This window comes from Mycobacterium gordonae, assembly GCF_002101675.1.
Lineage (GTDB): Bacteria > Actinomycetota > Actinomycetes > Mycobacteriales > Mycobacteriaceae > Mycobacterium > Mycobacterium gordonae.
Window position 1 is genome coordinate 1 of the sequence record NZ_LQOY01000105.1, and the last position, 22,237, is coordinate 22,237.

At 65.7% G+C, this 22,237-nt stretch carries 24 protein-coding genes and 1 tRNA gene; 4 read left to right on the plus strand and 21 right to left on the minus strand.

The window, feature by feature from the left end; genetic code table 11:
- Positions 1–559: PE family protein (locus tag AWC08_RS17260; RefSeq protein ID WP_142283639.1), on the minus strand; the 559-nt coding region annotated here is incomplete at its 3' end.
- Positions 560–1,125: 566 nt separating this feature from the next.
- On the opposite strand from AWC08_RS17260, the gene AWC08_RS17265 reads away from it, so the two are divergent.
- Genes AWC08_RS17265 through AWC08_RS39090 form a run of 3 tightly spaced genes read left to right on the plus strand, consistent with a single transcriptional unit; the run spans position 1,126 to position 3,242 of the window.
- On the plus strand, positions 1,126–2,379 hold the full coding sequence (locus AWC08_RS17265) for a cytochrome P450 (RefSeq protein ID WP_069434805.1): 1,254 nt from the start codon (positions 1,126–1,128) through the stop codon (positions 2,377–2,379).
- The gene (locus AWC08_RS17270; RefSeq protein ID WP_069434804.1) at positions 2,372–3,055 is read left to right on the plus strand and encodes a TetR/AcrR family transcriptional regulator; all 684 of its coding nucleotides are present in this window, start codon (positions 2,372–2,374) and stop codon (positions 3,053–3,055) included. The genes AWC08_RS17265 and AWC08_RS17270 overlap by 8 nt, the downstream gene beginning before the upstream one ends.
- A gap of 55 nt (positions 3,056–3,110) precedes the next feature.
- Positions 3,111–3,242 carry a hypothetical protein gene (locus AWC08_RS39090; RefSeq protein ID WP_264073104.1) on the plus strand — a complete coding sequence of 44 codons (132 nt, stop codon included), beginning with the start codon at positions 3,111–3,113 and terminating at the stop codon, positions 3,240–3,242.
- 72 nt (positions 3,243–3,314) lie between these two features.
- Here the strand turns inward: AWC08_RS39090 and AWC08_RS17280 are convergent.
- From AWC08_RS17280 to AWC08_RS17350, 15 genes are all read right to left on the minus strand, one after another.
- A tRNA-Pro gene (locus AWC08_RS17280) sits at positions 3,315–3,388 on the minus strand.
- Positions 3,389–3,452: 64 nt separating this feature from the next.
- Positions 3,453–3,920: a lipocalin-like domain-containing protein gene (locus AWC08_RS17285; protein ID WP_069434803.1), complete on the minus strand. Its 468-nt coding sequence runs from the start codon at positions 3,918–3,920 to the stop codon at positions 3,453–3,455.
- Positions 3,921–3,934: 14 nt separating this feature from the next.
- A complete protein-coding gene (locus AWC08_RS17290) occupies positions 3,935–4,705 on the minus strand; it encodes an IclR family transcriptional regulator (protein ID WP_372511608.1) in 771 nt (256 codons plus the stop codon).
- A 5-nt stretch (positions 4,706–4,710) separates the two neighbouring features.
- A complete protein-coding gene (locus AWC08_RS17295; RefSeq protein ID WP_065134199.1) occupies positions 4,711–5,541 on the minus strand; it encodes a beta-keto acid cleavage family enzyme in 831 nt (276 codons plus the stop codon).
- The gene (locus AWC08_RS17300; RefSeq protein WP_065134200.1) at positions 5,538–5,888 is read right to left on the minus strand and encodes a beta-D-galactosidase; all 351 of its coding nucleotides are present in this window, start codon (positions 5,886–5,888) and stop codon (positions 5,538–5,540) included. Before AWC08_RS17300 ends, AWC08_RS17295 begins: the two co-directional genes overlap by 4 nt.
- 2 nt (positions 5,889–5,890) lie before the next feature.
- Positions 5,891–6,721 (minus strand): cyclase family protein, encoded by an 831-nt coding sequence (locus tag AWC08_RS17305; protein WP_065134201.1) that lies wholly within the window; start codon positions 6,719–6,721, stop codon positions 5,891–5,893.
- A gap of 2 nt (positions 6,722–6,723) precedes the next feature.
- Complete coding sequence (locus tag AWC08_RS17310; protein ID WP_069434801.1) at positions 6,724–7,629, minus strand: 3-hydroxyacyl-CoA dehydrogenase family protein; 906 nt, start codon at positions 7,627–7,629, stop codon at positions 6,724–6,726.
- Positions 7,623–8,423 carry an SDR family NAD(P)-dependent oxidoreductase gene (locus tag AWC08_RS17315; protein WP_065134203.1) on the minus strand — a complete coding sequence of 267 codons (801 nt, stop codon included), beginning with the start codon at positions 8,421–8,423 and terminating at the stop codon, positions 7,623–7,625. Before AWC08_RS17315 ends, AWC08_RS17310 begins: the two co-directional genes overlap by 7 nt.
- Before the next feature lie 160 nt (positions 8,424–8,583).
- Entirely contained in the window at positions 8,584–9,984 is a 1,401-nt protein-coding gene (gene der / locus AWC08_RS17320; protein WP_065134204.1) for a ribosome biogenesis GTPase Der, read from the minus strand.
- Positions 9,981–10,655, minus strand: a complete 675-nt coding sequence (gene cmk / locus AWC08_RS17325) for a (d)CMP kinase (protein WP_065134212.1) — start codon at positions 10,653–10,655, stop codon at positions 9,981–9,983. Before cmk ends, der begins: the two co-directional genes overlap by 4 nt.
- 5 nt (positions 10,656–10,660) lie before the next feature.
- Positions 10,661–11,410 (minus strand): pseudouridine synthase, encoded by a 750-nt coding sequence (locus AWC08_RS17330; protein ID WP_065134205.1) that lies wholly within the window; start codon positions 11,408–11,410, stop codon positions 10,661–10,663.
- Positions 11,410–12,105 (minus strand): SMC-Scp complex subunit ScpB, encoded by a 696-nt coding sequence (scpB, locus tag AWC08_RS17335; protein WP_065134206.1) that lies wholly within the window; start codon positions 12,103–12,105, stop codon positions 11,410–11,412. The genes AWC08_RS17330 and scpB overlap by 1 nt, the downstream gene beginning before the upstream one ends.
- A complete protein-coding gene (locus tag AWC08_RS17340; protein WP_065134207.1) occupies positions 12,106–12,918 on the minus strand; it encodes a segregation/condensation protein A in 813 nt (270 codons plus the stop codon).
- Entirely contained in the window at positions 12,915–13,778 is an 864-nt protein-coding gene (locus AWC08_RS17345; RefSeq protein ID WP_065134208.1) for a ParA family protein, read from the minus strand. The genes AWC08_RS17340 and AWC08_RS17345 overlap by 4 nt, the downstream gene beginning before the upstream one ends.
- Before the next feature lie 185 nt (positions 13,779–13,963).
- Positions 13,964–15,544 (minus strand): sodium bicarbonate transporter family protein, encoded by a 1,581-nt coding sequence (locus tag AWC08_RS17350; protein ID WP_069434807.1) that lies wholly within the window; start codon positions 15,542–15,544, stop codon positions 13,964–13,966.
- 213 nt (positions 15,545–15,757) lie between these two features.
- Here AWC08_RS17350 and AWC08_RS17355 point away from each other — a divergent pair, with 213 nt between their 5' ends.
- The gene (locus AWC08_RS17355; protein WP_065134209.1) at positions 15,758–16,510 is read left to right on the plus strand and encodes an O-methyltransferase; all 753 of its coding nucleotides are present in this window, start codon (positions 15,758–15,760) and stop codon (positions 16,508–16,510) included.
- Positions 16,511–16,576: 66 nt separating this feature from the next.
- On the opposite strand, the gene xerD is transcribed toward AWC08_RS17355, so the two are convergent.
- From xerD to steA, 5 genes are all read right to left on the minus strand, one after another.
- Entirely contained in the window at positions 16,577–17,491 is a 915-nt protein-coding gene (gene xerD / locus AWC08_RS17360) for a site-specific tyrosine recombinase XerD (RefSeq protein WP_065134214.1), read from the minus strand.
- Positions 17,492–17,517: 26 nt separating this feature from the next.
- Entirely contained in the window at positions 17,518–18,141 is a 624-nt protein-coding gene (locus AWC08_RS17365) for an NUDIX domain-containing protein (RefSeq protein ID WP_065134210.1), read from the minus strand.
- Positions 18,134–19,909 carry a CTP synthase gene (locus AWC08_RS17370; protein WP_069435522.1) on the minus strand — a complete coding sequence of 592 codons (1,776 nt, stop codon included), beginning with the start codon at positions 19,907–19,909 and terminating at the stop codon, positions 18,134–18,136. The genes AWC08_RS17365 and AWC08_RS17370 overlap by 8 nt, the downstream gene beginning before the upstream one ends.
- A 116-nt stretch (positions 19,910–20,025) precedes the next feature.
- Positions 20,026–20,970: a copper transporter gene (locus AWC08_RS17375; protein WP_069435521.1), complete on the minus strand. Its 945-nt coding sequence runs from the start codon at positions 20,968–20,970 to the stop codon at positions 20,026–20,028.
- 11 nt (positions 20,971–20,981) lie between these two features.
- A complete protein-coding gene (gene steA / locus AWC08_RS17380; protein WP_065136624.1) occupies positions 20,982–22,163 on the minus strand; it encodes a putative cytokinetic ring protein SteA in 1,182 nt (393 codons plus the stop codon).
- Between the last annotated feature and the right edge of the window lie 74 nt (positions 22,164–22,237).

Below are 22,237 nucleotides of genomic sequence, written 5' to 3' on the forward strand. Positions count from 1 at the left end.
GCCCCGCTGCCCCCCTCAGGCCGGTCACCCCGGCTCCGCCGGCCCCGCCGACTCCGCCGTTACCGAACAATCCCGCTGGCCCGCCGGCACCGCCGTTCTTTCCCGGCGCACCGGATCCACCGGCACCGCCGTTGCCCCACAAGATGCCGCCCGGCCCTCCGGCCTGGCCGGTCCCTGGGGAACCGTTGGCGCCGTCACCGATCAGGGGGCGCCCAAGTAGCGCGTTGGCGGGGGCGTTGATCACGCCCAGCGCGTCCTGCGCGAGGACCTGCCAAGCATTTGCCGCCTCTGCGGCCGCATACTCGCTCGCCCCGGCAGTCACGGCCTGCACGAACCGCTGGTGAAAGGTGGCGGCCTGCGCGCTGAGGGCCTGGTAGGTCTGCCCGTACTCGCCGAATAGCGCCGCAATCGCCGCCGAGACCTCATCCGCGCCGGCGGCCAACACCTGCGCAGTTGACGTCCGCACTCCCGCACTGGCTGCATCGACGACTGATCCCAGCCTGGCCAAATCCCCCGCCGCAACCCGCACCCTCTGAGGCCCCACCACCACGTAGGTCACCAGACAACTCCCTGCCCTCGGGACCACTCAGCAACATCGCAAGCCGTCCGACCGCCCTCGTTGCGCAAGTGATGCCGGTCACAGCGGCTTGCTGCCCGAGCACAGTAACATACTTTTCAGTATGGTCACGGAAGAGTCACGGATTGATCACGGCAGCAGCATCAGGTCGAGACATTCGCTCGAGCCGCACGTCAGCGACGCTGGGTGAGGGCCGCACCGAGGAGGTACCAGCACTGCGCCCCCGATCAGACTCCACCTGATGGGCTCATGCAGGAACGCGACGCAATTCCGGATTCCTGCCGTACACCATCACGCGGACCCTGACCGAGACGACTCGTTCGCTCGGGGAGCGGATGCTCGCCCACAGCCTCACGATGCGTGGACAACGGGTGCCCGCCAGAGTACGGACATTCTAGGACTATTCGTATGATCATAGAACCAGACATCCGGTACTAGCTGGCGTTATCCTGGACTCTCTTGACGGCCCGCGGGCAGTGGTCATACGCTTTCGAAGATTACGTCCGTAGGTCCGCCTGAGCAGGCGGGATTGGAAGGCGAAAGATCGGATGAACGCGAACGGCACCGCTCCCAACGTCTTCGAGGCCGGCCTACCCATGTTCAGCTACGACCTCAACGCCACTCCGCATGACGTCCTCGAGGACGTTCGCAACGCGCAATCGCGTTCACCTATCGCCATCGGCCCGCTCGGTCCCGAAATCCTCTCCTATGAGATGGCCCGTGACCTGTTGCGCGACAACCGATTCCGCCTACCACCCGGTGTCACCCTGGCGGCGCAAGGCATCACGTCGGGGCCGTTGTTCGACAAGATGGCGAACAGCCTCCTGGGCCTGGATGGTGCATCACATGCCCGGTTGCGCAAGCTGGTGTCCAGGGCGTTCACTCCCCGCGCGACCTCCCGTCTCCAAGACACGATCCGCGACGTGGTCAACGGGCTGATCGACCAGGTCGCGGACGCCGGCCGGTGCGACGTCGTGACCGACATCTCGTATCGGTACCCGACCCCAATCATCTGCGCGCTGCTTGGTGCGCCCCGCGAGGACTGGCAGATGTTCGCGGACTGGACCGAGGAGATTTTCAAGGCCCTCAACTTCCAGCCTGACGTCAACTTCGATGAGGCCGCGATCATGCGCGCGTGGAGCGAACTCGACGCCTACGTTGACGACATGGTCGCCGCCCGCCGAGACAACCTCACGGAAGATCTGCTGTCGGACCTCATCCGTGCCGAAAGTGACGGCGACCGGCTCAACCTCGACGAACTCCGCATGCTGGTGGCCGGGTTCCTCATGGCGGGAACGGACACGACGCGAAACCAACTGTCGGCGTCGGTGCAGGTGCTGTGCGGGCATCCGGACCAGTGGGCGAAGTTGCGCGACCAACCAGAGCTTGCGATGCAGGCGGTCGAGGAGAGTATGCGCCACTCGCCCGCAGCCTGCATCGTGCCGCGAGCCGCCGCTGACGATGTCGAATTCGCCGGCTACATGTTCCCGGCAGGAACTCTCGTAGTCGTGAACACTTTTGCAGCCAACCGTGATCCAGCGATCTACGACGATGCAGACCGCTTCGACATCACACGCAACGACGTCCCCGCAATTCTGACGTTCGGTGGTGGCGCGCATTACTGCCTAGGGGCGAACCTCGCACGCCGGGAACTCGCGGAAGCCCTCACCGTCCTCACCCGCCGCCTTCCGGACGCTCATCGCGTCGGTCCGGCTCCCTGGAAGCCGTTGCTAGGAATGACTGGTCCCTCGACTCTTCGGATTGAGTTCACCAGCGAAAGGATGGTGACGGCGAATGCGTAGTCGCGGCTGGGCGGGTTCGACGCCCTCTTCGGACGAAGAGGCTATTTCGCGCATCCTGACTGCGGTAGACGAGGAGGTTGCCGAAAATGGCGCGGCGATACGCCTCGCCGACGTCGCCCGCAGGCTCGGGGTCACTCGCCAGACGGTGTACCGCTACTTTCCCAATGCCGACGCATTGCTCATGGCCAGCGGGATGCGTGCCGTCAACGGATTCATCGACCAGGTCACACAACACGTCAGCGGCCTCAAAGACCCCGTCGCCGTAGTGGTCGAATGTGTTGCCTTCGGAGTCGAGAACCTCGCAGGCGATCCGCAGCTAGAAAGCCTACTGACCGCGCGGAATGACGGCGAAGCCGTCACCTCGCTATCCTCCGACACGGCAATCTCGGTCTGCTTAACCGCTTTTCACCACTTCGATGTCGATTGGAAGCTTCACGGCTTCGATACCCGCGCCCTCCATGACCTTGCCGAGATGACCTTGCGCACCGTGCAGTCCCTCCTGACCGATCCGGGCCAGGAGCCGCGCAAGGGAATCGAACTGCGCCGCTTCCTCTCCCGATGGTTAGGCCCGGCAATCCTCTACCCGCGGATGACGTCGCTGTCGATCCACGATCGACATGCATCACCGGAGCCGCACATCGAAGCAGAAAGACGCACGCGGCTTCGTCCGCGATAGGGACGGCCGATATCCCGGGCGCCATTGAGCAGCAGTTGGCTAGCTGGAATCAGGCGTGCACAGCAAGGCTGCCGCCGACCTACTCGGCCACGCGTCGATCAGCATCACCGGCGACCTGTATGGACACACCAGCGACGACACGGCGCGGGCCGCAGTCGACGGGCTCGGCGATGCGCTCGGATTGTGATGGCGGTATGCAAAGGCGGTACAGCATGAAAAAAGGCGGCTCCCGGACCTCGGAAACCGCCTCTGACCTGTGTCGGGCTGACAGGATTTGAACCTGCGACCACTTGACCCCCAGTCAAGTGCGCTACCAAACTGCGCCACAGCCCGGTGCTGCCGATCCGTGAACCAGCAGCAGGTCGACAGCCTACCGCAGCCACCCGGAAGGCCAGACCTAGGCCACCTGCGCGTCGGCAGCCGCCGCCCGCTCCCACAGCAGCGCGGAGTACACGGTCCGCCCGTCGGGCAGGGTCAATTCCGAGGACAGCGTCAGCCGGTCACCGTCGAGGTCGCTGTGCCGCAGGTGGAACTGGCCCAGGTAGTTCGGGACCAGGGACAGCGTCGCCTGATGCCGGATGTCACCGGTCTCCTCGTCGACGAAGTATCGCCCGCTGTAGGCCAGGTAGCCCAGCGCGGCGGCGGCGGCCTGTTCGGTCGTGCCGCCACTGGCCACTGGCCGGTCGTAGTCCGGCCGGCCCGAGGACTGGATCTGCGCCGACATGTACCCGTCCGGGGTGTACATGATCAAGCCCTGGGCATCTTCACCGTGTGGGTACCGGGGCGCACCTTCGGGGCTGTCCCGCTCGACGTAGGAAACGAGCCTCCAGGCTCCGACCAGACTCTCCTGCAATGATTTTGACATTTCTGGATACCTCCTCAGTATCGGGTGCGCGAGCGGGTGTCGACCTTCGAAACCCACGCCCGCAGCGCTTGGGCGAGTTCGGCCTCGCGGCCGTAGAACCGCTGCGCCGGAACCGGCACGCTAACCGCAACCAGCACATCGCTGACACCGTGCAGCACCGCACCGACGGCGCAGATGCCTTCGGTCTGCTCCTCACGGTCATAAGCGACGCCTTCGGACCGGATCCGTTCCAACTCGGCGCCCAAGGCGGCCTGATCGGTGATGGTGTTCGTGGTGAGCTGCACCAGCCGCTTGGGCATGACCTGGGCTAACTGATCAGGCGGCAGCGCTGCCAGCAACGCCTTGCCGTTGGCGCTGCAGTACAGCGGAAATGACTCCCCCACCGCGCTCACGGCCTGCAGGCGGTGCGGTGCCACCACCTGGTCGATGAAATTCGCGCGGTCACCGTCCAGGATCGACAGGTCGACCGTCTCGTTGAGGCTGCGGGACAGGTCGGTCAAAAACGGGTGCAGGTCGGTGACGACGCCGAGCCGTACCGTGTTGGCCATCCGCGCGATCTCCGGTCCCAATCGGTAGGGCCCCCGGGCTCCCGGGCGCGACGCGACCAGTCCCTCGTCTTCCAGCGCATTGAGGATCCGGCTGACGGTCGAGCGGGCCATCCCGACCCGCTCGCAGATGTCGGCCTGATTCAGTCCGCCCGGATGTGCCTGCAGCACACGCAGTATCTCGGCGGCCCGGGCAATGACCTGAATGCCGCCGCTGCGGGCCTCGGCAGTCTCCGGCATCGCAGTCATGTACGAACTCCTCTCCCGACCGGCAGTTGCAGCACGGCCTCGGCTTCTTCGACGGACGCGATGGGGAGGTCCAGAGCCTGCGCCAGACGCGTCGTGCGTGAGACCAGTGCCAGATTGCTCGGCGCCAGCTCACCCTTGCGCAAGTACAGGGTGTCCTCCAGCCCGACTCGCGCGTTGCCGCCCAGCGCCAAACCCATCGCCGTCAGCTCCAGGTTGGCCCGGCCGATAGCGATGACTTGCCAGATCGCCCCAGGGGGTAACCGGCGCACCATGGTCAGCAGGTTATCGGCGGTGGCGGCCATGCCGCCCTGGACCCCGAGCACGATGCTGAACTGCAGCGGCTCAGCCAGCAACCCCTCGGCCCACAACCGCAGGCAGGCCTCGAGATGGCCGGTGTCGTAGATCTCCAGCTCCGGCTTGATATCCAGCTCGGCCATGCGTCCGGCCAGCCGACGCACCGCGTTCGGGGGATTGCGAAACTCCCCGGCGCCGAAGCTCATTGAGCAGGGATTTAGCGTGGCCATCCGCGGCCGCAGCTCCACCAACTTCTCGCGCTCTTCGAACGGCACGCTCAGGCCGACTCCGGTGGACATCTGGATCAGGATCGGACACCGTTCGGCGATCAGATCCATGGTGCGCCGTGCGATGCCGAGATCGGCTGTCGGCCTTTCGTATTCGTCGCGAAGATGAATGTGGGCGACCGACGCGCCGGCGTGGTAGGCCTGTTCGACGGCCGTCGCGATCTCCTCGGGGGTGGTCGGTAGCGCCGGGTTGTCGGCCTTGGTGGCGATGGGCCCGGTCGGCGCCACCGTCAATAGGACGCTCATGACTCGTCCCTGTCCGGGTGGGCGATGGTGACCAGCAGCGTGGCCTCGTGGTCCGAGCGATTCAGGATCGACCTCATCTCTCCCCTGGCCAAGTGCATGCTGTCGAGCCGGCCCAGCACGGTCTCGCCTTCATCGGTGTGAATCACCAATTCGCCGTCGAGCACGACATAGACGGTTTCGGCTGGGGCAGCGGCCTTTTCGGCCATGCCGCCGGGTTGGTACAGGGACAGGCCGACCCAGAACCGCTCGGTGGGCCCGGCCTCCAGACCTTGCAGTCGCGCGGTGGACACGCGGTGGTGGGCGGACGCCACATACGTCGGCGCATCGCTGGCACGGGTCACGTTCATGTTCAGGCCGCCTCGCCCGTCTCGATGCGGTAGTTGCCGGTCGGGTCGACGATCGCGACCAACCGCACGATGCAGCCGTCGCCACCCACCCATCGCCACGGGAAGGCGGCGAACGTGACCCGTTTGCCGGTCACCTTGTCCAGGTCACCGCCGACGTTTTCGAAGCCATAGATGCCCTTGGACAGAATCGCGCGGTGGCAGGGCTCCCATTCCGGGAAGTCGTCGAGCACCTTGTGGCCGGTCTGCTCTTCGTATTCCCTGACCGCCCAGGGCAAGAGACCACCTTGCGCTTCGGCGGGACCATGCGGTGCTATCGCGGTGGCCAGCGGATGGTCCAGCGCCTGGGTGTCGGTGCCGACGGCCTTGACGCCCTTGGCGGCGAACCACTCGCCGGCTTCTTTGTAGAAGCCCGGAGAATAGGCGTAGTACTCGGCGCTGTCGGCGTATTTGTGATGCCAGCCGGTGTTGACGATGACGATGTCGCCGGGCCGGATTTCCGGTGTGGCCTTCTCCAGGTCCTCGGCGGTCACCACGCCCCACTTGCCCTTGGGAATCGAGACAACGACCCCGGTGCCGAAGAAGGCGCTCAGCGGGATCTCTTCGAGAAACGGCGTGCCCTCCACCACGTGGGCGGGGGCGTCGATGTGGGTGCCGGAATGCATGACGGTGGTGATCTTCTGGGTCAGCACCCGGCTTTTCGCCATGCCATGCAGCCGTTCGATCTTGACGTCCTCGAAGTACGGCCACGCCGGCACCCCGTGTCCCCACGGGTGCGACAGGTCGTAAAACTCCAATGCTGACTCGGCTTCACCGAGGGGCCAGGTGAATTCCATGACTACAACGTCCTTTCTGTGTTGAGTTGCCGACTGATGTGCCCGGCCAACCGGGCGGCCGTTTCTTCTCGGGCGCCCTCGGGCCAGTCGAGGAACCCCCGGCCGCTGCGTGCTCCCAATTGGCCCGCCTCGACCAGCTCGCGAAGCAGCGGGCTGGGATGCGGGTCGCTGTTGATGTTCGGGATCACCGCGTCATGGATGGCCAACGTCAGGTCCAGGCCGATGTAGTCGGCGTTCTCCAGGGGGCCGAGGGCGGCCAGCCGCAGCCCAATCGTGTTGCGCACCACCAAGTCCACCGTCGCCGCATCGCAAACACCCTCGGCGACAAGGGCCATCGCCTCGCGCCACAACGCGTGCTGCAAGCGGTTGCCGATGAAACCGGCGACGTCACGGCCGACCCGCACCGGCATCTTGCCGGCCTCGCTCAGCAAACCGATGACCCGGTCCACGGTCTCGGAGCTGGTTCGCTCGCAAGGAATGACCTCGACGACCGGGATCAGATCGGGCGGATTCCAAAAATGCGTCCCTACCACGCGGGCGCCGTCTTCGACTCGCTCGGTGACGGCACCGATCGGCAGCACCGAGGTGTTGGTGGCCAGTACGGCACCCGGCGCCAGTGCGGCCAGTCGTGCGAAGAGTTGCTGCTTGATGTCGAGGTTTTCGATGACCGCTTCGACGACCAGATCGGTATCTGCAACCGCCGCGGCAAGATCACCTGCGGCCGCAACCGAACCGCGCCCCGCGCCGGACACTTCACGCGCCTCCGCGGCTGCGGCATCGAGGATTTCGGCGTTCGTATCGGTGATGACGACATCGATTCCCGCCGATGCCAACACCCCCCCGATCCGACGGCCCATCAGGCCGGCGCCGACCACGGCCGCGCGGGTGAAGCCATGCGAGGTCAGCATGCGGTGTATCCCCCGTCCAGATACATCACCTGACCGGTGTAGAAGCTGGAGGCGTCGCTGAGCAGGTAGATCAGGGCGCCGACGAAGTCTTCGGGTTCGGCGAAGCGGCGCAGCGGAATTCGGGAGAACATCGCTTCGCGGGTCGTGCGTCCCTTTTCGTCGTCGGCGTACATCCACTCGGTCAGCTCGGAACGGAACACCGTGGGCGCCAGGGCATTCACCCGGATCCGGTCAGCGCCCCACTCGGCGGCAAGTGACTTGGCGAGCAGGTCGGTTCCCGCTTTGGACGGACAGTAGGCGCTGTACCCGGCGGCGTGTCCGAGCGCGCCGCGCACGGAGGAGACGAGCACGACGCTGCCGCCGAGACCCTGATCGAGCATGACCCGCCCGGCAGCCTGACTGACCAGCCACGCCCCCCGCACGTTGGCGTCCATGACCTTGTCGAAGTCTTCAACAGCCATCTCGGTGATGGGCGCGACGTGGTTCATGCCCGAGGCGACCAGTACGCCGTCCAGTCGGCCGTTGCGGGCGACGGCTGCCTCGACCATCGCTTGGGCGTCGGCGGGAGTCTCCGGTCGGCGCGGAACCAGTACTGCGCCGTCGATGCCGGCGTCGTCGACGAGATCGGTGAGGCCGGCAGCATTGCCGCCGGCGAGTGTCAACCGGGCGCCCGCGTCGGCTAGTGCACGCGCCGCGACGCGCCCGAGCGAACCGGTAGCACCGGTGATCAAGATCGATTTGTCGCGCACGCTGAACCGCGTCTGGCTTCTGGTCAGAGCCTGCTCCGTCGTCATCTCAGTCCCTCGCTATTCCCACAATACGGTTGTTATGATCCGCTATACGGGAAATACTAAAAAACGACATACGCGCATGTCAACGGGATATTCCTGTGATGTAGCTTTCTATGTCCGCATCGTGGGAATTCTAATGCGGCGACAAAAGATGGCGGCTAGATCAGCGGCGCTGAGCCGACCGCTTTTCCCGCATCCGTACATTGATCCGGATCGGGCTGCCTTCGAATCCGAACGTCTCACGCAGCCGCCGCTCCAAGAAGCGCCGGTAGCCGGCTTCCAGGAATCCGGTTGTGAACAGCACGAACGTGGGCGGGCGGGAGGCGGCCTGGGTGGCGAACAGGATGCGTGGCTGCTTGCCGCCGCGCACCGGCGGCGGGGTCGCGGCCACCACCTCTTTGATCCAGGTGTTCAGCGGGCCGGTGGCAATCCGGGTGTCCCACGACGCCAGCGCGGTCTCCATCGCCGGGACCAACTTCTGTACCGCCCGGCCTGTCTTGGCCGAAATGTTGACCCGCTGCGCCCAGCGCACCTGCACCAGTTCGCGGTCGATCTCCCGGTCCAGCAGGTCGCGCCGGTCCTCGTCGACCAGGTCCCACTTGTTGTATGCGAGCACTAGCGCGCGTCCGGCCTCGATCACCATCGACAGCACCCGCAGGTCTTGCTCGGTGAGCGGCTGCGAGGCGTCGATCAGCACGACCACCACTTCGGCGGCGTCGATGGCTCCGCGGGTCCGCACCGAGGCGTAGAACTCGTGTCCGCTGGCCTGCCCGACCTTACGGCGCAGACCGGCGGTATCGACGAACCGCCACACCTTGCCGCCCAGATCGATCAGCGAGTCCACCGGATCGACCGTCGTACCGGCAACGTCGTGAACCACCGACCGCTGATCACCGGCCAGCTTGTTCAGCAGAGAACTCTTGCCCACGTTCGGTTTACCGACCAGGGCGACCCGGCGCGGGCCGCCGCCCGTCGATGTCACTTCGGAGACGTCGGGCACTGCGGCCAGCACCGCATCCAGCAGTTCAGCGACCCCGCGGCCGTGCATGGCGCTGATCGCGTACGGCTCACCCAGGCCCAGCGACCACAGCTCGGCGGCGTCGGCTTCGGCCCTCTCACTGTCAACCTTGTTGGCGGCCAAGAACACCGGCTTGCCGGAGCGCAGCAGGATGCGGGCCGCGGCCTCGTCGGCGGCGGTGGCTCCCACGGTGGCGTCGACCACCAGGATCACCGCATCGGCGGTCCGCATGGCCACCGAGGCTTGCTCGGCCACCAACTGTTGCAGCCCCTTGGCGTCGGGTTCCCATCCCCCGGTGTCCTGCACCACGAACCGGCGTCCGGTCCACAGGGCGTCGTAGGACACCCGGTCCCGGGTGACGCCCGGCACGTCCTGCACCACCGCTTCGCGCCGCCCGATAATCCGGTTCACCAGGGTCGACTTGCCGACATTGGGCCGTCCGACGATCGCCACGACCGGCGCCGGCCCGGCCTCGGTCAGCTCGTCCGACTCTAAATCGGTGAGCTCCCAGTCACTTTCGTCAGACCAGGTACCGTCCTCGGTCATCGCACCGCCCCACTTCGCTGGGTGACCAACTCCTGCAGGTGAGCGATCACCTCGGCTTCGGTCATTTCGCTGGTGTCGACGACGATCGCATCCGGCGCGGCGCGCAGTGGCGACACCGCGCGGGTGGAATCAAGGTGATCGCGGCGGCGCACGTCGGCCAGGACGGCCTCATAGTCGTCGGTGAGCCCGGCCCGGATGTTCTGCGCGTTGCGGCGCTGCGCCCGCGTCTCGGCAGAGGCGGTGAGGAAGATTTTGACCGGCGCATCGGGGAAGACGACCGTCCCGATGTCGCGTCCCTCGACGACGATAGTGCCCGGGCCGTCGGCCATCTCGCGTTGGATATCGACCAACCGGGTGCGCACGGACGGCACCGCCGAGACGGCGGACACGGCCCGGGTGACGTCGTCACCCCGGATCTCCGCCGAAACATCCTCTCCGGCAAGGGAGAAGCTGCTCGCGTCCGGATCATATCCGACGGAAAGCTCTGCAGCGGACGCGGTTTCAGCGACGGCCCGGGCATCTGCGGGGTCGACACCCGCGCGCAGCACCGCCAGCGTGACCATCCGGTACATCGCACCCGTGTCGAGGAACCGCGCCCCCAGTCCGCGCGCCAATCCCCTTGACACCGAGGACTTTCCGGTGCCGGCAGGGCCGTCGATCGCGACAACCATCCCGTTCACAACCCCACCGCCTTGTACAATTGCCCGATCTCGTCGTGCCGTAAGGCCCGCACCGAGCCCGGGCGCTGCTTACCCAGGGTCACCGCGCCGATGTCGGTGCGCACCAGCGCTTCGACCGGAAACCCGACGGCCGCGAGAAGTCTACGCACGATCCGGTTTCGGCCCTCGTGCAACGTCACCCGCACCAGCGACTTGCCGGGGATCGCATCGACCACCGCGAAGTCGTCGAGCCGCACCGGGCCGTCGTCCAATTCGATGCCGGCGCGCAGCTGCTTGCCCAGGCCGCGCGGCACGGCACCGGTGACCGTGGCGAGATAGGTCTTGGGCACCTGGTGTGACGGGTGCATCAGCCGATGTGCCAGCTCCCCGTCGTTAGTGAGCAGGATCAGCCCTTCGGTGTCCGCGTCCAGCCGCCCCACATGAAATAACTTCTTGTTTCCCCGGACTTTTCGTTCGATCAGGTCGCCGATGCAGGGGCGGCCGCGATCGTCGGACATGGTCGAGTGCATGCCGCGCGGCTTGTTCAGCGCCAGGTACACCAGCGAGTCATCCAGGATCACGCGGGCTCCGTCGACGCGGATCACCGAGGCGTCCGGATCGACCCGGGTGCCCAGCTCGGTCACCACCTGCCCGTCCACTTCCACCCGGCCCTCGACGATCAGCCGCTCGGCTGCCCGGCGCGAGGCGATCCCGGCCTGGGACAACACTTTCTGCAAGCGGGTCCCCCGGTCGTCGGATTCGGCCATCAGTCGTGGTCCACATCGAACGTCAACGGCTGATCGGCGGTCCGGCCGCCGTTGAGCTTCATGAACCTCGGCTCGCTGTCCAGGGTTTCGCTGAGGTCGTCGATGGTGTCGACATCGGGCAACAGCGGCGCGATGTCGGGCAATTCGGACAACGACGTCAGCCCCAGCCGCTCCAGGAAGAGCTCGGTGGTGGCGAAAGTGACTGCGCCACTGTCCTCGTCGTTGCCGACCTCGGTGATCAGCCCGCGCGCCAACAGGGTTCGCATCACGGCGTCGACGTTGACGCCGCGCACCGCGCTCACCCGCGCGCGGGTCACCGGCTGGCGGTAGGCCACCACGGCCAGCGTTTCCAGAGCGGCTCTGGTGAGCTTGGTCCGCGCGCCGTCCAGTAGCAGCTTCTCGACATAGGGCGCAAAGCGCGCCCGGGTGTAGAGCCGCCACCCCTCGCCGGAGTGCCGCAGGTCGATGCCGCTGTCACGAGCGGTGAAGTCATCGGCCATCAGCCGCAGCTTGGCGGCGACCCGGTAGACGGGCTGCTCGGTGGCCGAGGCCAGCGCCTCGGCGGTCACCGGGGTGTCCACCACCAGTAGCAGCGCTTCGAGCACCCGGCCGAGTTCGTCGGGATCCATTTCGGCAGGTTCGGCGATATCCGGGATGCCAGCATCCAGCTCGCCATCGGGCGGCCATTGGGTCATCTACTGATCTCGCACTTCTAGCAAGGATTCGCTCGCTGGCCGTTCCCCGGTCCACGAAACCTGGAGCACGCCAAGGGGCTCGGACTGGTCGAATGCTACAGCCCGGGACCGATACAGTTCGAGCAGCGCAAGGAAGCGCCCGACGATCTCGACCGGCACGGTGCAGTCGGCCACCAGCTCCGAGAACGAGGCCCATTGGCCACTGCCTCGACCTTCGAGGAAGGTCAGGATGTGCCTGGCCTGCTCGGGCACCGACACCGGTTCGACGTGCAGGTGACCGATGCCGACCGTTGGGACCGGCCGCGGGGTGAAGGCGATCGCCGCGATTTCGGCGAACCGCTGGGCGTCGACACCGATCATCACCTCGGGCAGCAGGCCCTCGAAGCGCTCCTCGAGCGCCACTGCGCGCGGGTAGCTGCGCAGCGCGGTGGCCTCCAGCTCGGCGAACATCTCGGCGACGTGCTTGAACGCCCGGTATTGCAGCAGCCGGGCGAACAGCAGGTCACGTACTTCCAGCAGGGCGAGATCTTCCTCGTCGTCGACCTGGCCGGTGGGCAGCAGGCGGGCCGCCTTGAGGTCGAGCAAGGTTGCCGCGACCACCAGGAAAGCGGTGGTCTCTTCCAGGTCCAACTGCGCGCCGATGGTCTTGGTATAGGCGATGAAGTCGTCGGTGACCTGGTGTAGCGCCACCTCGGTGACGTCGAGCCGGTGCGCGAAGATGAGTTGCAGCAGCAGGTCGAACGGCCCCTCGAAGTTGGTCAGCCGGACCTGAAACCCGTTCTCGGATGCCGCCGGACTGTCTGGGCCGCTCACACGCCGAATCGGTCGATGAATTCGCGAGCCAGCGAGCGATAAGCGAGAGCACCCGCCGATCGGGGCGCCCAGGTGGTGATGGGTTCGCCCGCGACACTGGTCTCCGGGAAGCGGACGGTGCGGGTGATCACGGTGTCGAACACTAGATCACCGAAGCGTTCCACGACGCGGGCCATCACCTCGCGGGAGTTGACGGTGCGCGGGTCGTAGCGGGTGATCAGGATGCCGCTGATGTCCAGTTTGGGGTTGAGCCGATCGCGCACCTTGTCGACGGTGTCGGTGAGCAGCGCCAGACCGCGCAGCGAGAAGAATTCGCATTCGGTGGGGATGACCACGCCTTCGGCGCAGGCCAGGCCGTTGACGGTGAGCAGTCCGAGGGACGGCTGGCAGTCGATCAGCACATAGTCGTAGCGGTCCAGCACCGGGTACAGCGCCCGGGCCAGCGTCTGTTCGCGGCCCACCTCGTTGACCAGCTGGATCTCCGCCGCCGACAGGTCGATGTTGCTGGGCACCAGGTCCAGGTTCTTGACCCGGGTGTGGAGCAGCACGTCGTCGATCGACACCCGCGATTCCACCAGCACGTTGTGAATCGTCTTTTCCAGCTCGTAGTGCGGGACGCCCAGCCCGGCGGACAGCGCGCCCTGTGGGTCCATGTCCACCAGCAGGACCCGCCGGCCGTACTCGGCCAGGGCGGCGCCCAGGTTGATCGTCGAGGTCGTCTTGCCGACGCCGCCCTTCTGGTTGCACATCGCGACGACCTTGGCCGGGCCGTGGCTGGCCAGTGGCTTGGGTTCGGGAATCGCCCGCGGCGGTCGGCCGGTCAGGCCGATCTCTGGACCGTTGCCGGGGTGGTCGGTCATGCCCGGTCGCGGTTGGTGGACGTCAGCATGGACATTGCAGGAAAGTCTAACGGCTGGGTGTACTTGCGCCGGGAGACCCGCGGGCAAATCAACCCGCGCGGAGATCCGCGCCCGATGCCGACGGTCTGCGAGGTCGGATCCTGTTGCCGCAGGCGGACCCGGGTGCGACTCGGAGCGGCTCGAGCTCAGGGCCGGAAGTCCCCCATGCTGTCATCGCCCGCTTGCTCATCGGCGTCGAGCAATGCCAGGTGCTGTGGCTGGAACCACTTGTTGAGCAGGAGGCGAAACGGCACCAGCATCGCGATGAACAGGGGGAACAAGATCCCTGCCGGGCTGCTCTTGAGGATCCACAACACCACCAGACAGAGAACCTGGACCAGGGTGAAGAGGTGGATGACCTTCCAGGGAACATGACGAACGTAGTGGGTGTCGGGGTACAGGTTGCGGTCCGTCAACCACAATTTCAACCGCGCATAGAAGTCCGTCCCGTTCAGGGTGGCGAAACCCATGAACAGGAACAGGCCAAAAAGTACCTCGATCGGAATTGTCTTGATCAGCGGCAACATGAAAAGCGAGGCCGCAATCAGGATATGGATGGCGAGCGGGGAAACTCGATTTTCTCGGACAGCCAGGATTCGCTCGGCACCGGAGTCGTCGTCTTGTCGTGTCGTGGTCGCCAGACTCTTGACGTGGTTGAGGGAATGGACGGTGGCCGCCACAATCCAGGGCAAACCGAACACCGAGCACACCGCGGTGATGACCCCGACGACAGCCAGGTCCAGGTGATATCCCCCACCTTTGCGGAGGGCATGCGACGGGCTGTTGACCAGACGAGTCGTAATGTTCTGATCGAGAAATAGCAGAACCGTGACGAGGATAGCCGGCCCGAGGCAAGCGAGGATCAGCCAGACGGGCACCGAGAACATGTCGACGAGCCAGGGCCGGCCGGTGGTGGTGCCGAAATGGTCGGGAATGGCCACGTCCGCCACCTTGACCTCCGGCAACGTCAAAGCGAATATCGTCATCAGCGCGATGGCGATGGTGGGTCCGAAATCTGCCACGAATTCACGGAACCTGCGCTGGATATACCTGGTCTGCAGGAAAGTCTTGAAGTTGCGGGCCAACAGAAATGTTCCGAGTGCCAGCACCACGGTCATCAGGGCAGTCGCGTCGTTGCGCGGTGACGCGGTGAAGGGCGACGCCACGGAGCGCGCCGCTTCGACGATGAAGATGACGGCGATGAGGACGGCGAAGATCTCGTCAACGAAGCGGGTGAAGAACCTCATCAGCGCGCTGGCATCGGTCACCGCGAGGACGAGCATGAGAACGCCTGACCAGACTCCTACCCAGGCGTAGACCGGTAAAAAGGGAAGATCGAAACGCCGGCACATCGTGTACAGCAGGCCGGTGAATATGACGATGGGGCCGGTGCCGCCCAAAATTGTCAGGGGTTGGGCGGACAAGAGCGCGAACAGGATTCCGCCGACGGCGGTTGCCACAATCATTTCCACGATGCCGATCTCACCGTCGGTCATGACACTGGTGAGGCCACCGAAGGCAATAGCATTTGCAAGGCACGCGAAGAAAAGAAAACTGACAGATGCTACGGCTTTCGGATGCAGCCCGTCCTTGAAGTCGCTCGTGTAGAAAGGCAGCTTTCGCTGCACATCCGCCCAAAGACCGCCGCCGAGCCGGCCGGTGTAGGTCAGGAGGCCAACCTCAGGCGCTTGTGGGGCATCCGACACGCTGCTCGGTTTGCTTGACACGGATTCGCCTTCCAGTTCGAAACACACTCGACCCGCTCCGAGCCGAGTTGCCGACCAGACTTTCCGGCGCACCTATTGCCAACATGCCTTGCCGACCTGACAAGAAGCAACCCCAGACGGGGTGCTCAGCGGTGCTCATCGAAGACTCATAGGCCAACCAGGCAACCAGAGTTTCCGAATTGCGCCGCAGGTGAGCGCCTATCGTGGATACCCATGGATCTCAAACGGCGCATACCCCTGTTGCGGTGGTCGGTATGGCGGATGGCCACCGGGGCACGCAATATCAGCAGGACCGGCCAAATCGGTGACGGACGCGAAGCGGCGGCCGTCGACTACGTGCTGAACCATGCGCGGGCCGGCGACATCGACGACGTGCTGGCCACCATCGACAGGTTCGCCTATGAGAAATCGATGTTGATCAACGTCGGGGACGAGAAAGGGCAACTGCTCGACGCCGCGGTGCGACGCGCCGATCCGTCGGTCGCCCTGGAACTCGGCACCTACGTCGGATACGGCGCGCTGCGGATCGCCCGTGCCGCCCCGGGCGCCAAGGTGTACTCCGTCGAACTCGCCGAGGCCAACGCTGTGAACGCACGGCGGATCTGGGCTCATGCCGGAGTGGCCGACCGGGTGACGTGTGTGGTCGGCACCATTGGAGACGGCGGGCGCACCCTGGACGCGCTGGCCAACGAGCACGGATTCGGTTCGGGCACAATCGATTTGCTGTTCCTCGATCATGACAAGGACGCTTACCTGGATGATTTGAAGAGCATCTTGGACCGCGGTTGGCTGCACCCCGGCTCGATCGCCGTCGCCGACAATGTCCGGGTGCCGGGGGCGCCGCAGTATCGCGGATACATGCGCGAACAGCAGGGCAAGACGTGGAATACCACCGAGCACAAGACGCACCTGGAATACCAGTCGATGGTGTCGGACCTCGTGCTTGAGTCGGAGTACCTCGGTTAGTTGCGCGAGGAGACGCTAAAGCCCCTTGGAGCGTCCGCTCCAAGGGGCTTTAGCGTCTCCTCGCGCTCACGTGGCGCGCGGGTGGGCGCCGGCCCACACCTCTCGCAAGGCGTGCACGGTGACGAGGGTGTAGATCTGCGTGGTGGTCACCGATGCGTGACCCAGCAACTCCTGGACCACCCGCACGTCGGCACCGCCCTCGAGCAGATGCGTGGCAAACGAATGCCGCAGCATGTGTGGTGACACGCCCGAGGTGATCCCCGCCCGTTCGGCCGCGTCCTGCAATACCTGCCAGGCACTCTGCCTCGACAACCGGCCGCCGCGGGCGTTGAGGAAGATCGCGGGCGTACCACGACCCCGGCGGGCCAGATCCGGGCGGCCGCGCACCAGGTAGGCCTCCAGCGCTTGTACGGCAGGCCGACCGACCGGCACCAGCCGCTGCTTTCCGCCCTTGCCGCGCAACAACACCGACCGCGCGTGGGTGTCGATGTCGTCGACGTCGAGCCCGACGGCTTCAGAGATGCGTGATCCGGTGGAGTACAGCAACTCCAGCAGCGCCCGGTTGCGCAAAGTCAGCGGGCCGTCAGACGCGTCCTCGCCGCCGGCGGCTTCCAGTAGCGCCAGCACCTGGTCGACGGTCAGGCTCTTGGGCAGCCGGCGCCCCGGCGTCGGCGGCCGGACCGCCCGTGCAACATCCAACTCGGCCAAGCCTTCAGCGGCGGCAAACCGGTGCAGTCCGCGCACCGCAATCAGGGCCCGCGCCGCCGAGACCGCCGACAACGCCACGGCGCCGGACTCGGGATCTCCGCGGCGCAGCGCCACCAGGAATTCGCTGACGTCGTTCTCGCCGACCTTCGCCAGATCCTGAATTCCGCGTTCTTCCAGATGTTTCGAGTAGCGGCGCAGATCGCGCCGATACGAGCTCAGGGTGTTGGCCGCCACGCCGCGCTCGATCGTCAGATGGTCGAGGTAGCCCTGCATCTGGGCATCGAGCGTCAATGCCGTCGTCACTGCGCGGCCTTACGCTCGGCGAACGCCGTCGGCCTGTCGATCCACGGGGTGTCCAGCGGACGCGGCTGGGCGATGCCGGTGGTGACTGCGTGGGCCGCGAAAATCCCGGCAATGGCAATCGAATTGACGATTTCACCGTTGAGTGCCTTTTCGACCGCGTCGTTGAGGGCGAACCACTGCATCGTCATATCGGCTTCTTCGTCGTGCGCCTCGGGGCGCCCTATGTCGGTGAGCCCGGTCGCCAGATACACCCGCACGGACTCGTCGCTGTAACCGGGGGCGGTGTTGACGTCGAGCAGCACCTTCCAGATACCGGCGTGCAGTCCGACCTCCTCCTCGAGTTCACGCTCGGCCGTAAGGTGCGGCGCTTCATCCGGAGAATCGAGCAGGCCGGCCGGCAGCTCCCAGATTCTGCGGCCGTAAGTGTGGCGATACTGGTAAACCAACGCGATCTCGTCATTTTCGTTCATCGCGACCACCGCCACCGCGCCGTAGTGCTCGAGCACTTCGCGTTTGGCGATGTTACCGCCCGGCATCCGCACCTCGTCCCGTCGCAGCGCGAAAATGGCTCCCTGGTAGAGGTATTCCGACGCTACCGTCTCGAAGTCGTGCTCAGCCACGGGTGGCGGGTTCGGCTAGCGACTGCCCTACCGCCGAACCGTCGGTGTCTCGACGCTCGTTGCCGTTGGAGGCGTGATGCTCCGGGATCTCGGGGATTTCAACGGGCAGCAGTTCGCCCGCTTTGTAATCGATGGCCGCCTTGACGAAGGCCACGAACAAGGGATGCGGTCGGGTCGGACGGCTCTTGAGTTCGGGGTGAGCCTGGGTGCCGACGATGAAGGGGTGCTGATCGGGCGGGTACTCGACGAACTCCACCAGGTGCCCGTCGGGTGACGTCCCGCTGAAGCGTAGCCCGCTCTGCGCGATGCGCTCCCGGTAGGCGTTGTTGACCTCGTAGCGGTGCCGATGACGTTCGGACACCTGGGTGTCCTGATACGCCTGGGCCACAATCGAATCGGGCTCCAATACGGCGGGGTAGGCGCCGAGTCGCATGGTGCCCCCGAGATCCGCTTCACCGGCGACAGCTTGTTCCTGATCGGCCATGGTGGAGATGACCGGATCCGGTGTGTTCGGCTCGAACTCCGCCGAATTGGCCTCGGCGAGTCCCACCGAGCGGGCGGCTTCGATCACGATGCACTGCAGACCCAGACACAATCCCAGCACCGGCAGGCTGCGCGCCCGCGCGTAGCGGATGGCGCCGATCTTGCCCTCGATGCCGCGGATGCCGAAACCGCCGGGAATCAACACGCCGTGTACGTCGCCGAGCGTATGCGCCGCACCGCTCGGCGTCTCGCAGTCATCGGATGCCACCCACACGATTTCGACCTTGGCGCGGTGCTTGAAGCCCCCGGCGCGCAACGCCTCACTGACCGAGAGATAGGCGTCGGACAGTTCAACGTACTTGCCCACCAGAGCGATTCGGACGGTCTCGTGCGGTTCGTGCACCCGGCGCAGCAGGTCATCCCACTCGGTCCAGTCGACGTCGCGGAACGGCAGATTGAGCCGGCGGACCACGAACGCGTCGAGTTCCTCGCGGTGCAACACCTTGGGGATGTCGTAGATCGACGGCGCGTCCGGGGTGGAGATGACGCCGTCGATGTCGACGTCACACATCAGGGCAATCTTGTTCTTCAAAGCTTCGGGAACATCCCGGTCGCACCGCAGGATCAGCGCGTCCGGGCTGATACCGATGCTGCGCAGCGCCGCCACGGAGTGCTGGGTGGGCTTGGTCTTGAGTTCACCGGACGGAGCCAGGTAAGGCACCAGCGACACGTGCAGGAAGAACACGTCCTCACGACCCACGTAGTGGCGGACCTGGCGGGCCGCCTCGAGAAACGGCTGCGATTCGATGTCGCCGACGGTGCCCCCGATCTCGGTGATGACGACGTCGGGCCGGTGGCCGGTGGCGTCCGGTTCGGCCATGGCCAGGATGCGCCGCCTGATCTCGTCGGTGATGTGCGGGATCACCTGAACCGTGTCGCCCAGATACTCGCCACGGCGCTCCTTGGCGATCACCGTCGAATACACCTGCCCGGTGGTGACATTGGCCGACCCGGACAGGTCGCGGTCGAGGAAGCGCTCATAGTGGCCGACATCGAGGTCGGTTTCGGCCCCGTCCTCGGTGACGAAGACCTCACCGTGCTGGAACGGGTTCATGGTGCCCGGATCGACGTTGAGGTAGGGATCTAGCTTCTGCATGGTGACGTGCAAACCGCGTGCGGTCAGCAACTGGCCGAGGCTGCTCGCCGTCAGGCCCTTGCCCAGTGATGAAGCGACGCCACCGCTGACGAAGAGGTGCTTGGTGGCGATTTGCGAATGCTTACGCAACGGGGCGACCTCCGTGAAGACGGGCAGGGCATATGCAGGGAAATCAACGAGCTGGGCCTGCCGACCCACGGAAACCCACCCTAACATCCACGGCGGCCCGCCGCGGCGAACACGCCCTACTGGGGAACGGTCACCGACGACGCGCCATGTCCGCTGCCGTAGTGACCGGGATGGCCGCCGGCCGCCAGATCGTGCAGGGCCAGGATCGCCGTGATGCGTCCCGGTTCGGCCTCGACGTCGTCAACGGTGCTGATGGCAGCCGCCATGGCAGCATCGGCACGGGCTACCGCGACCGCGGCGCTGCCGCCGGCCGATCCGTCGCGCCCGGCGAGGACCGTTCCCGAGCCGTGCGGTGCCAGCGCCGCGGCGAACCGCGCGACGGTGACCCCCTGGTTGCCGGCATCGGCGGGCACTGCACCGCCGGTGACGACAATGGCGGCGTTGGCCGCCGCCAGGTGGTTGTTGGGCTGGTAGGTGATGAAGCCGGTCTCGCGCAGGGCGCCCAGCACGGTGTCACGGGCGGTGTCGTCCACGGCCGGGGCTTGAGGGTTGGTGCTGACCAGCATGGCGATGCCGAGCAGGTCGCCGGCCTGCGAACCCTGGTCGACCAGCTTGGTACTCAACTGAGTACCGGCCGGCAGGATCGAGGAGTTGACCACCGAGCGCAGTTTCTCCCCGGAGTTGGCCTCGACGAATTCGTGGGTGAGTGACACGGTGCCGGTGACCGATCCGCCGGCCTGCCCGATGATCTTCGACACCGCCGCCACGTCTTCATCCCTGGCGTCCGGTGTCCGGAACAGGACCACCGCCTTGCCCGCCAAGGCCTCGTGCACAATACGGCCGAGCACTTGCGCATCGAAAGCGTTTGCCGCGCTGAGCTTCTCATTCAGCTGATTGCGCTGGTCGTTGAGGCTGCTGACTTGACCGGCCAGGTCGCGCTTTTCGTTCCGCAGGCTGGACAGCACGGTGTCGGAGAAGAAGCCGGAGCCCAGCACCACCCCGATGGCCAGCGCCAAGAAGACGGCGGCCAGCGAGATGGCATGTTGGCGTAACGAGATCATCAGGGCACTTCCTAGGAGATCAGGTTCTGGATCCAGAGGGTGAATCGGTTCCAGTAGTCGATGATCCAGTGCAGCACCACGCCGTCGGTGCGGGAGACCCACAGCACGACGATGATCGCGATCAGCATGGTCAGCGCCAGCAGCGCGATGGCGCCGCCGGAGATGTGATTGCGGTACAGCGTGGCGACCGCCTTGGCGTCCACCAGCTTTTCCCCTACCCGCAGGCGGGTGAGGAAGGTCGAGGGGTTGCTCTGCGACCGCGTGCGGTCGAAGAACGTCTCGATGTTGGCCGTGTGGCCGGCGGTGACCAGCAGCGCCGCACCGTGATGATCGGCGAGCAGCAGGGCCAGGTCGGTGGCCGAGCCGGCGGCGGGGAACGTCATGGCCCCCACGCCGAGGTCCTGGATCCGTTCCAGACCGGCGGCGTGGCCGTCGGCGTCGGCGGGCAGCACCACCTGGGCACCGCACTTGAGGACTTCGGCGCTGATCTGATCGGGGTCACCGACGATGAGCTGGGGGCGGTAGCCCGCCTTGCGCAGGACGTCGGCTCCGTGACCGACGCCGACGAGGACGGGCTGGTACTCCTTGATGAACGGCTTGAGGGACTTCAAGTCTTCTTCAGCGCTGGGCTCTTCGGAGACGATCACCACGTGGCGGCGGCGCATGTCGACGTCGATATCGGGGATGCCGATTCCGTCGATCAGCAACGGGCTTTCGCTGCGGATGAACTCAATGGTGTTGCCCGCGAAGGCTTCCAGGTGAGCGGCCAGACCGCTCTTGGCCTCCCGCATCAGGTCGGCGATGTCGTGGTCGGTGCGCTCGGTGCCGCGGATCAGTCGGCGGTCACCCGAGTACACGCCGCCCTCGTAGAGGCGGATCTTGGAGCCGTCCTTGACCTTCTTGAAGATTTCCGGCCCAGTCTCGTCGATCAGGGTGACCCCGTTGTTGACCAGAACCTCCGGGCCGAGGTTGGGGTAGCGCCCGGAGACGGACGGGGACGCGTTGACGACCGCGGCGATGTCAGCTTCCACCAGCGCGTCGGCGGTAATGCGGTCGAGATCCAGGATGTCGAGGACCACTATGTCGCCAGGGCAGACCCTGCGGAGCAGTCGATCGATATTCCTATCTACGCGGGCGGTGCCCACCAGGCCGGGCCGGACGGTGTTGCGGGACAGAAGCGCTGACATCTTCATGGGAGCCGATTCTGTCGGCGATAGACGGTTGCGGTGGGGAGGCGCGCCGTAACATCTGCCCCAGAAGTTATAAA

Bases quoted from the DNA above. Each gene is read 5' to 3' on its own strand.
- AWC08_RS17265 (WP_069434805.1), top strand. From the start codon at position 1,126: ATGAACGCGAACGGCACCGCTCCCAACGTCTTCGAGGCCGGCCTACCC.
- AWC08_RS17270 (WP_069434804.1), top strand. From the start codon at position 2,372: ATGCGTAGTCGCGGCTGGGCGGGTTCGACGCCCTCTTCGGACGAAGAG.
- AWC08_RS17285 (WP_069434803.1), bottom strand. From the start codon at position 3,920: ATGTCAAAATCATTGCAGGAGAGTCTGGTCGGAGCCTGGAGGCTCGTT.
- AWC08_RS17290 (WP_372511608.1), bottom strand. From the start codon at position 4,705: ATGCCGGAGACTGCCGAGGCCCGCAGCGGCGGCATTCAGGTCATTGCC.
- AWC08_RS17295 (WP_065134199.1), bottom strand. From the start codon at position 5,541: ATGAGCGTCCTATTGACGGTGGCGCCGACCGGGCCCATCGCCACCAAG.
- AWC08_RS17300 (WP_065134200.1), bottom strand. From the start codon at position 5,888: ATGAACGTGACCCGTGCCAGCGATGCGCCGACGTATGTGGCGTCCGCC.
- AWC08_RS17305 (WP_065134201.1), bottom strand. From the start codon at position 6,721: ATGGAATTCACCTGGCCCCTCGGTGAAGCCGAGTCAGCATTGGAGTTT.
- AWC08_RS17310 (WP_069434801.1), bottom strand. From the start codon at position 7,629: ATGCTGACCTCGCATGGCTTCACCCGCGCGGCCGTGGTCGGCGCCGGC.
- AWC08_RS17315 (WP_065134203.1), bottom strand. From the start codon at position 8,423: ATGACGACGGAGCAGGCTCTGACCAGAAGCCAGACGCGGTTCAGCGTG.
- der (WP_065134204.1), bottom strand. From the start codon at position 9,984: ATGACCGAGGACGGTACCTGGTCTGACGAAAGTGACTGGGAGCTCACC.
- cmk (WP_065134212.1), bottom strand. From the start codon at position 10,655: ATGGTTGTCGCGATCGACGGCCCTGCCGGCACCGGAAAGTCCTCGGTG.
- AWC08_RS17330 (WP_065134205.1), bottom strand. From the start codon at position 11,410: ATGGCCGAATCCGACGACCGGGGGACCCGCTTGCAGAAAGTGTTGTCC.
- scpB (WP_065134206.1), bottom strand. From the start codon at position 12,105: ATGACCCAATGGCCGCCCGATGGCGAGCTGGATGCTGGCATCCCGGAT.
- AWC08_RS17345 (WP_065134208.1), bottom strand. From the start codon at position 13,778: ATGACCGACCACCCCGGCAACGGTCCAGAGATCGGCCTGACCGGCCGA.
- AWC08_RS17355 (WP_065134209.1), top strand. From the start codon at position 15,758: ATGGATCTCAAACGGCGCATACCCCTGTTGCGGTGGTCGGTATGGCGG.
- xerD (WP_065134214.1), bottom strand. From the start codon at position 17,491: ATGCAGGGCTACCTCGACCATCTGACGATCGAGCGCGGCGTGGCGGCC.
- AWC08_RS17375 (WP_069435521.1), bottom strand. From the start codon at position 20,970: ATGATCTCGTTACGCCAACATGCCATCTCGCTGGCCGCCGTCTTCTTG.
- steA (WP_065136624.1), bottom strand. From the start codon at position 22,163: ATGAAGATGTCAGCGCTTCTGTCCCGCAACACCGTCCGGCCCGGCCTG.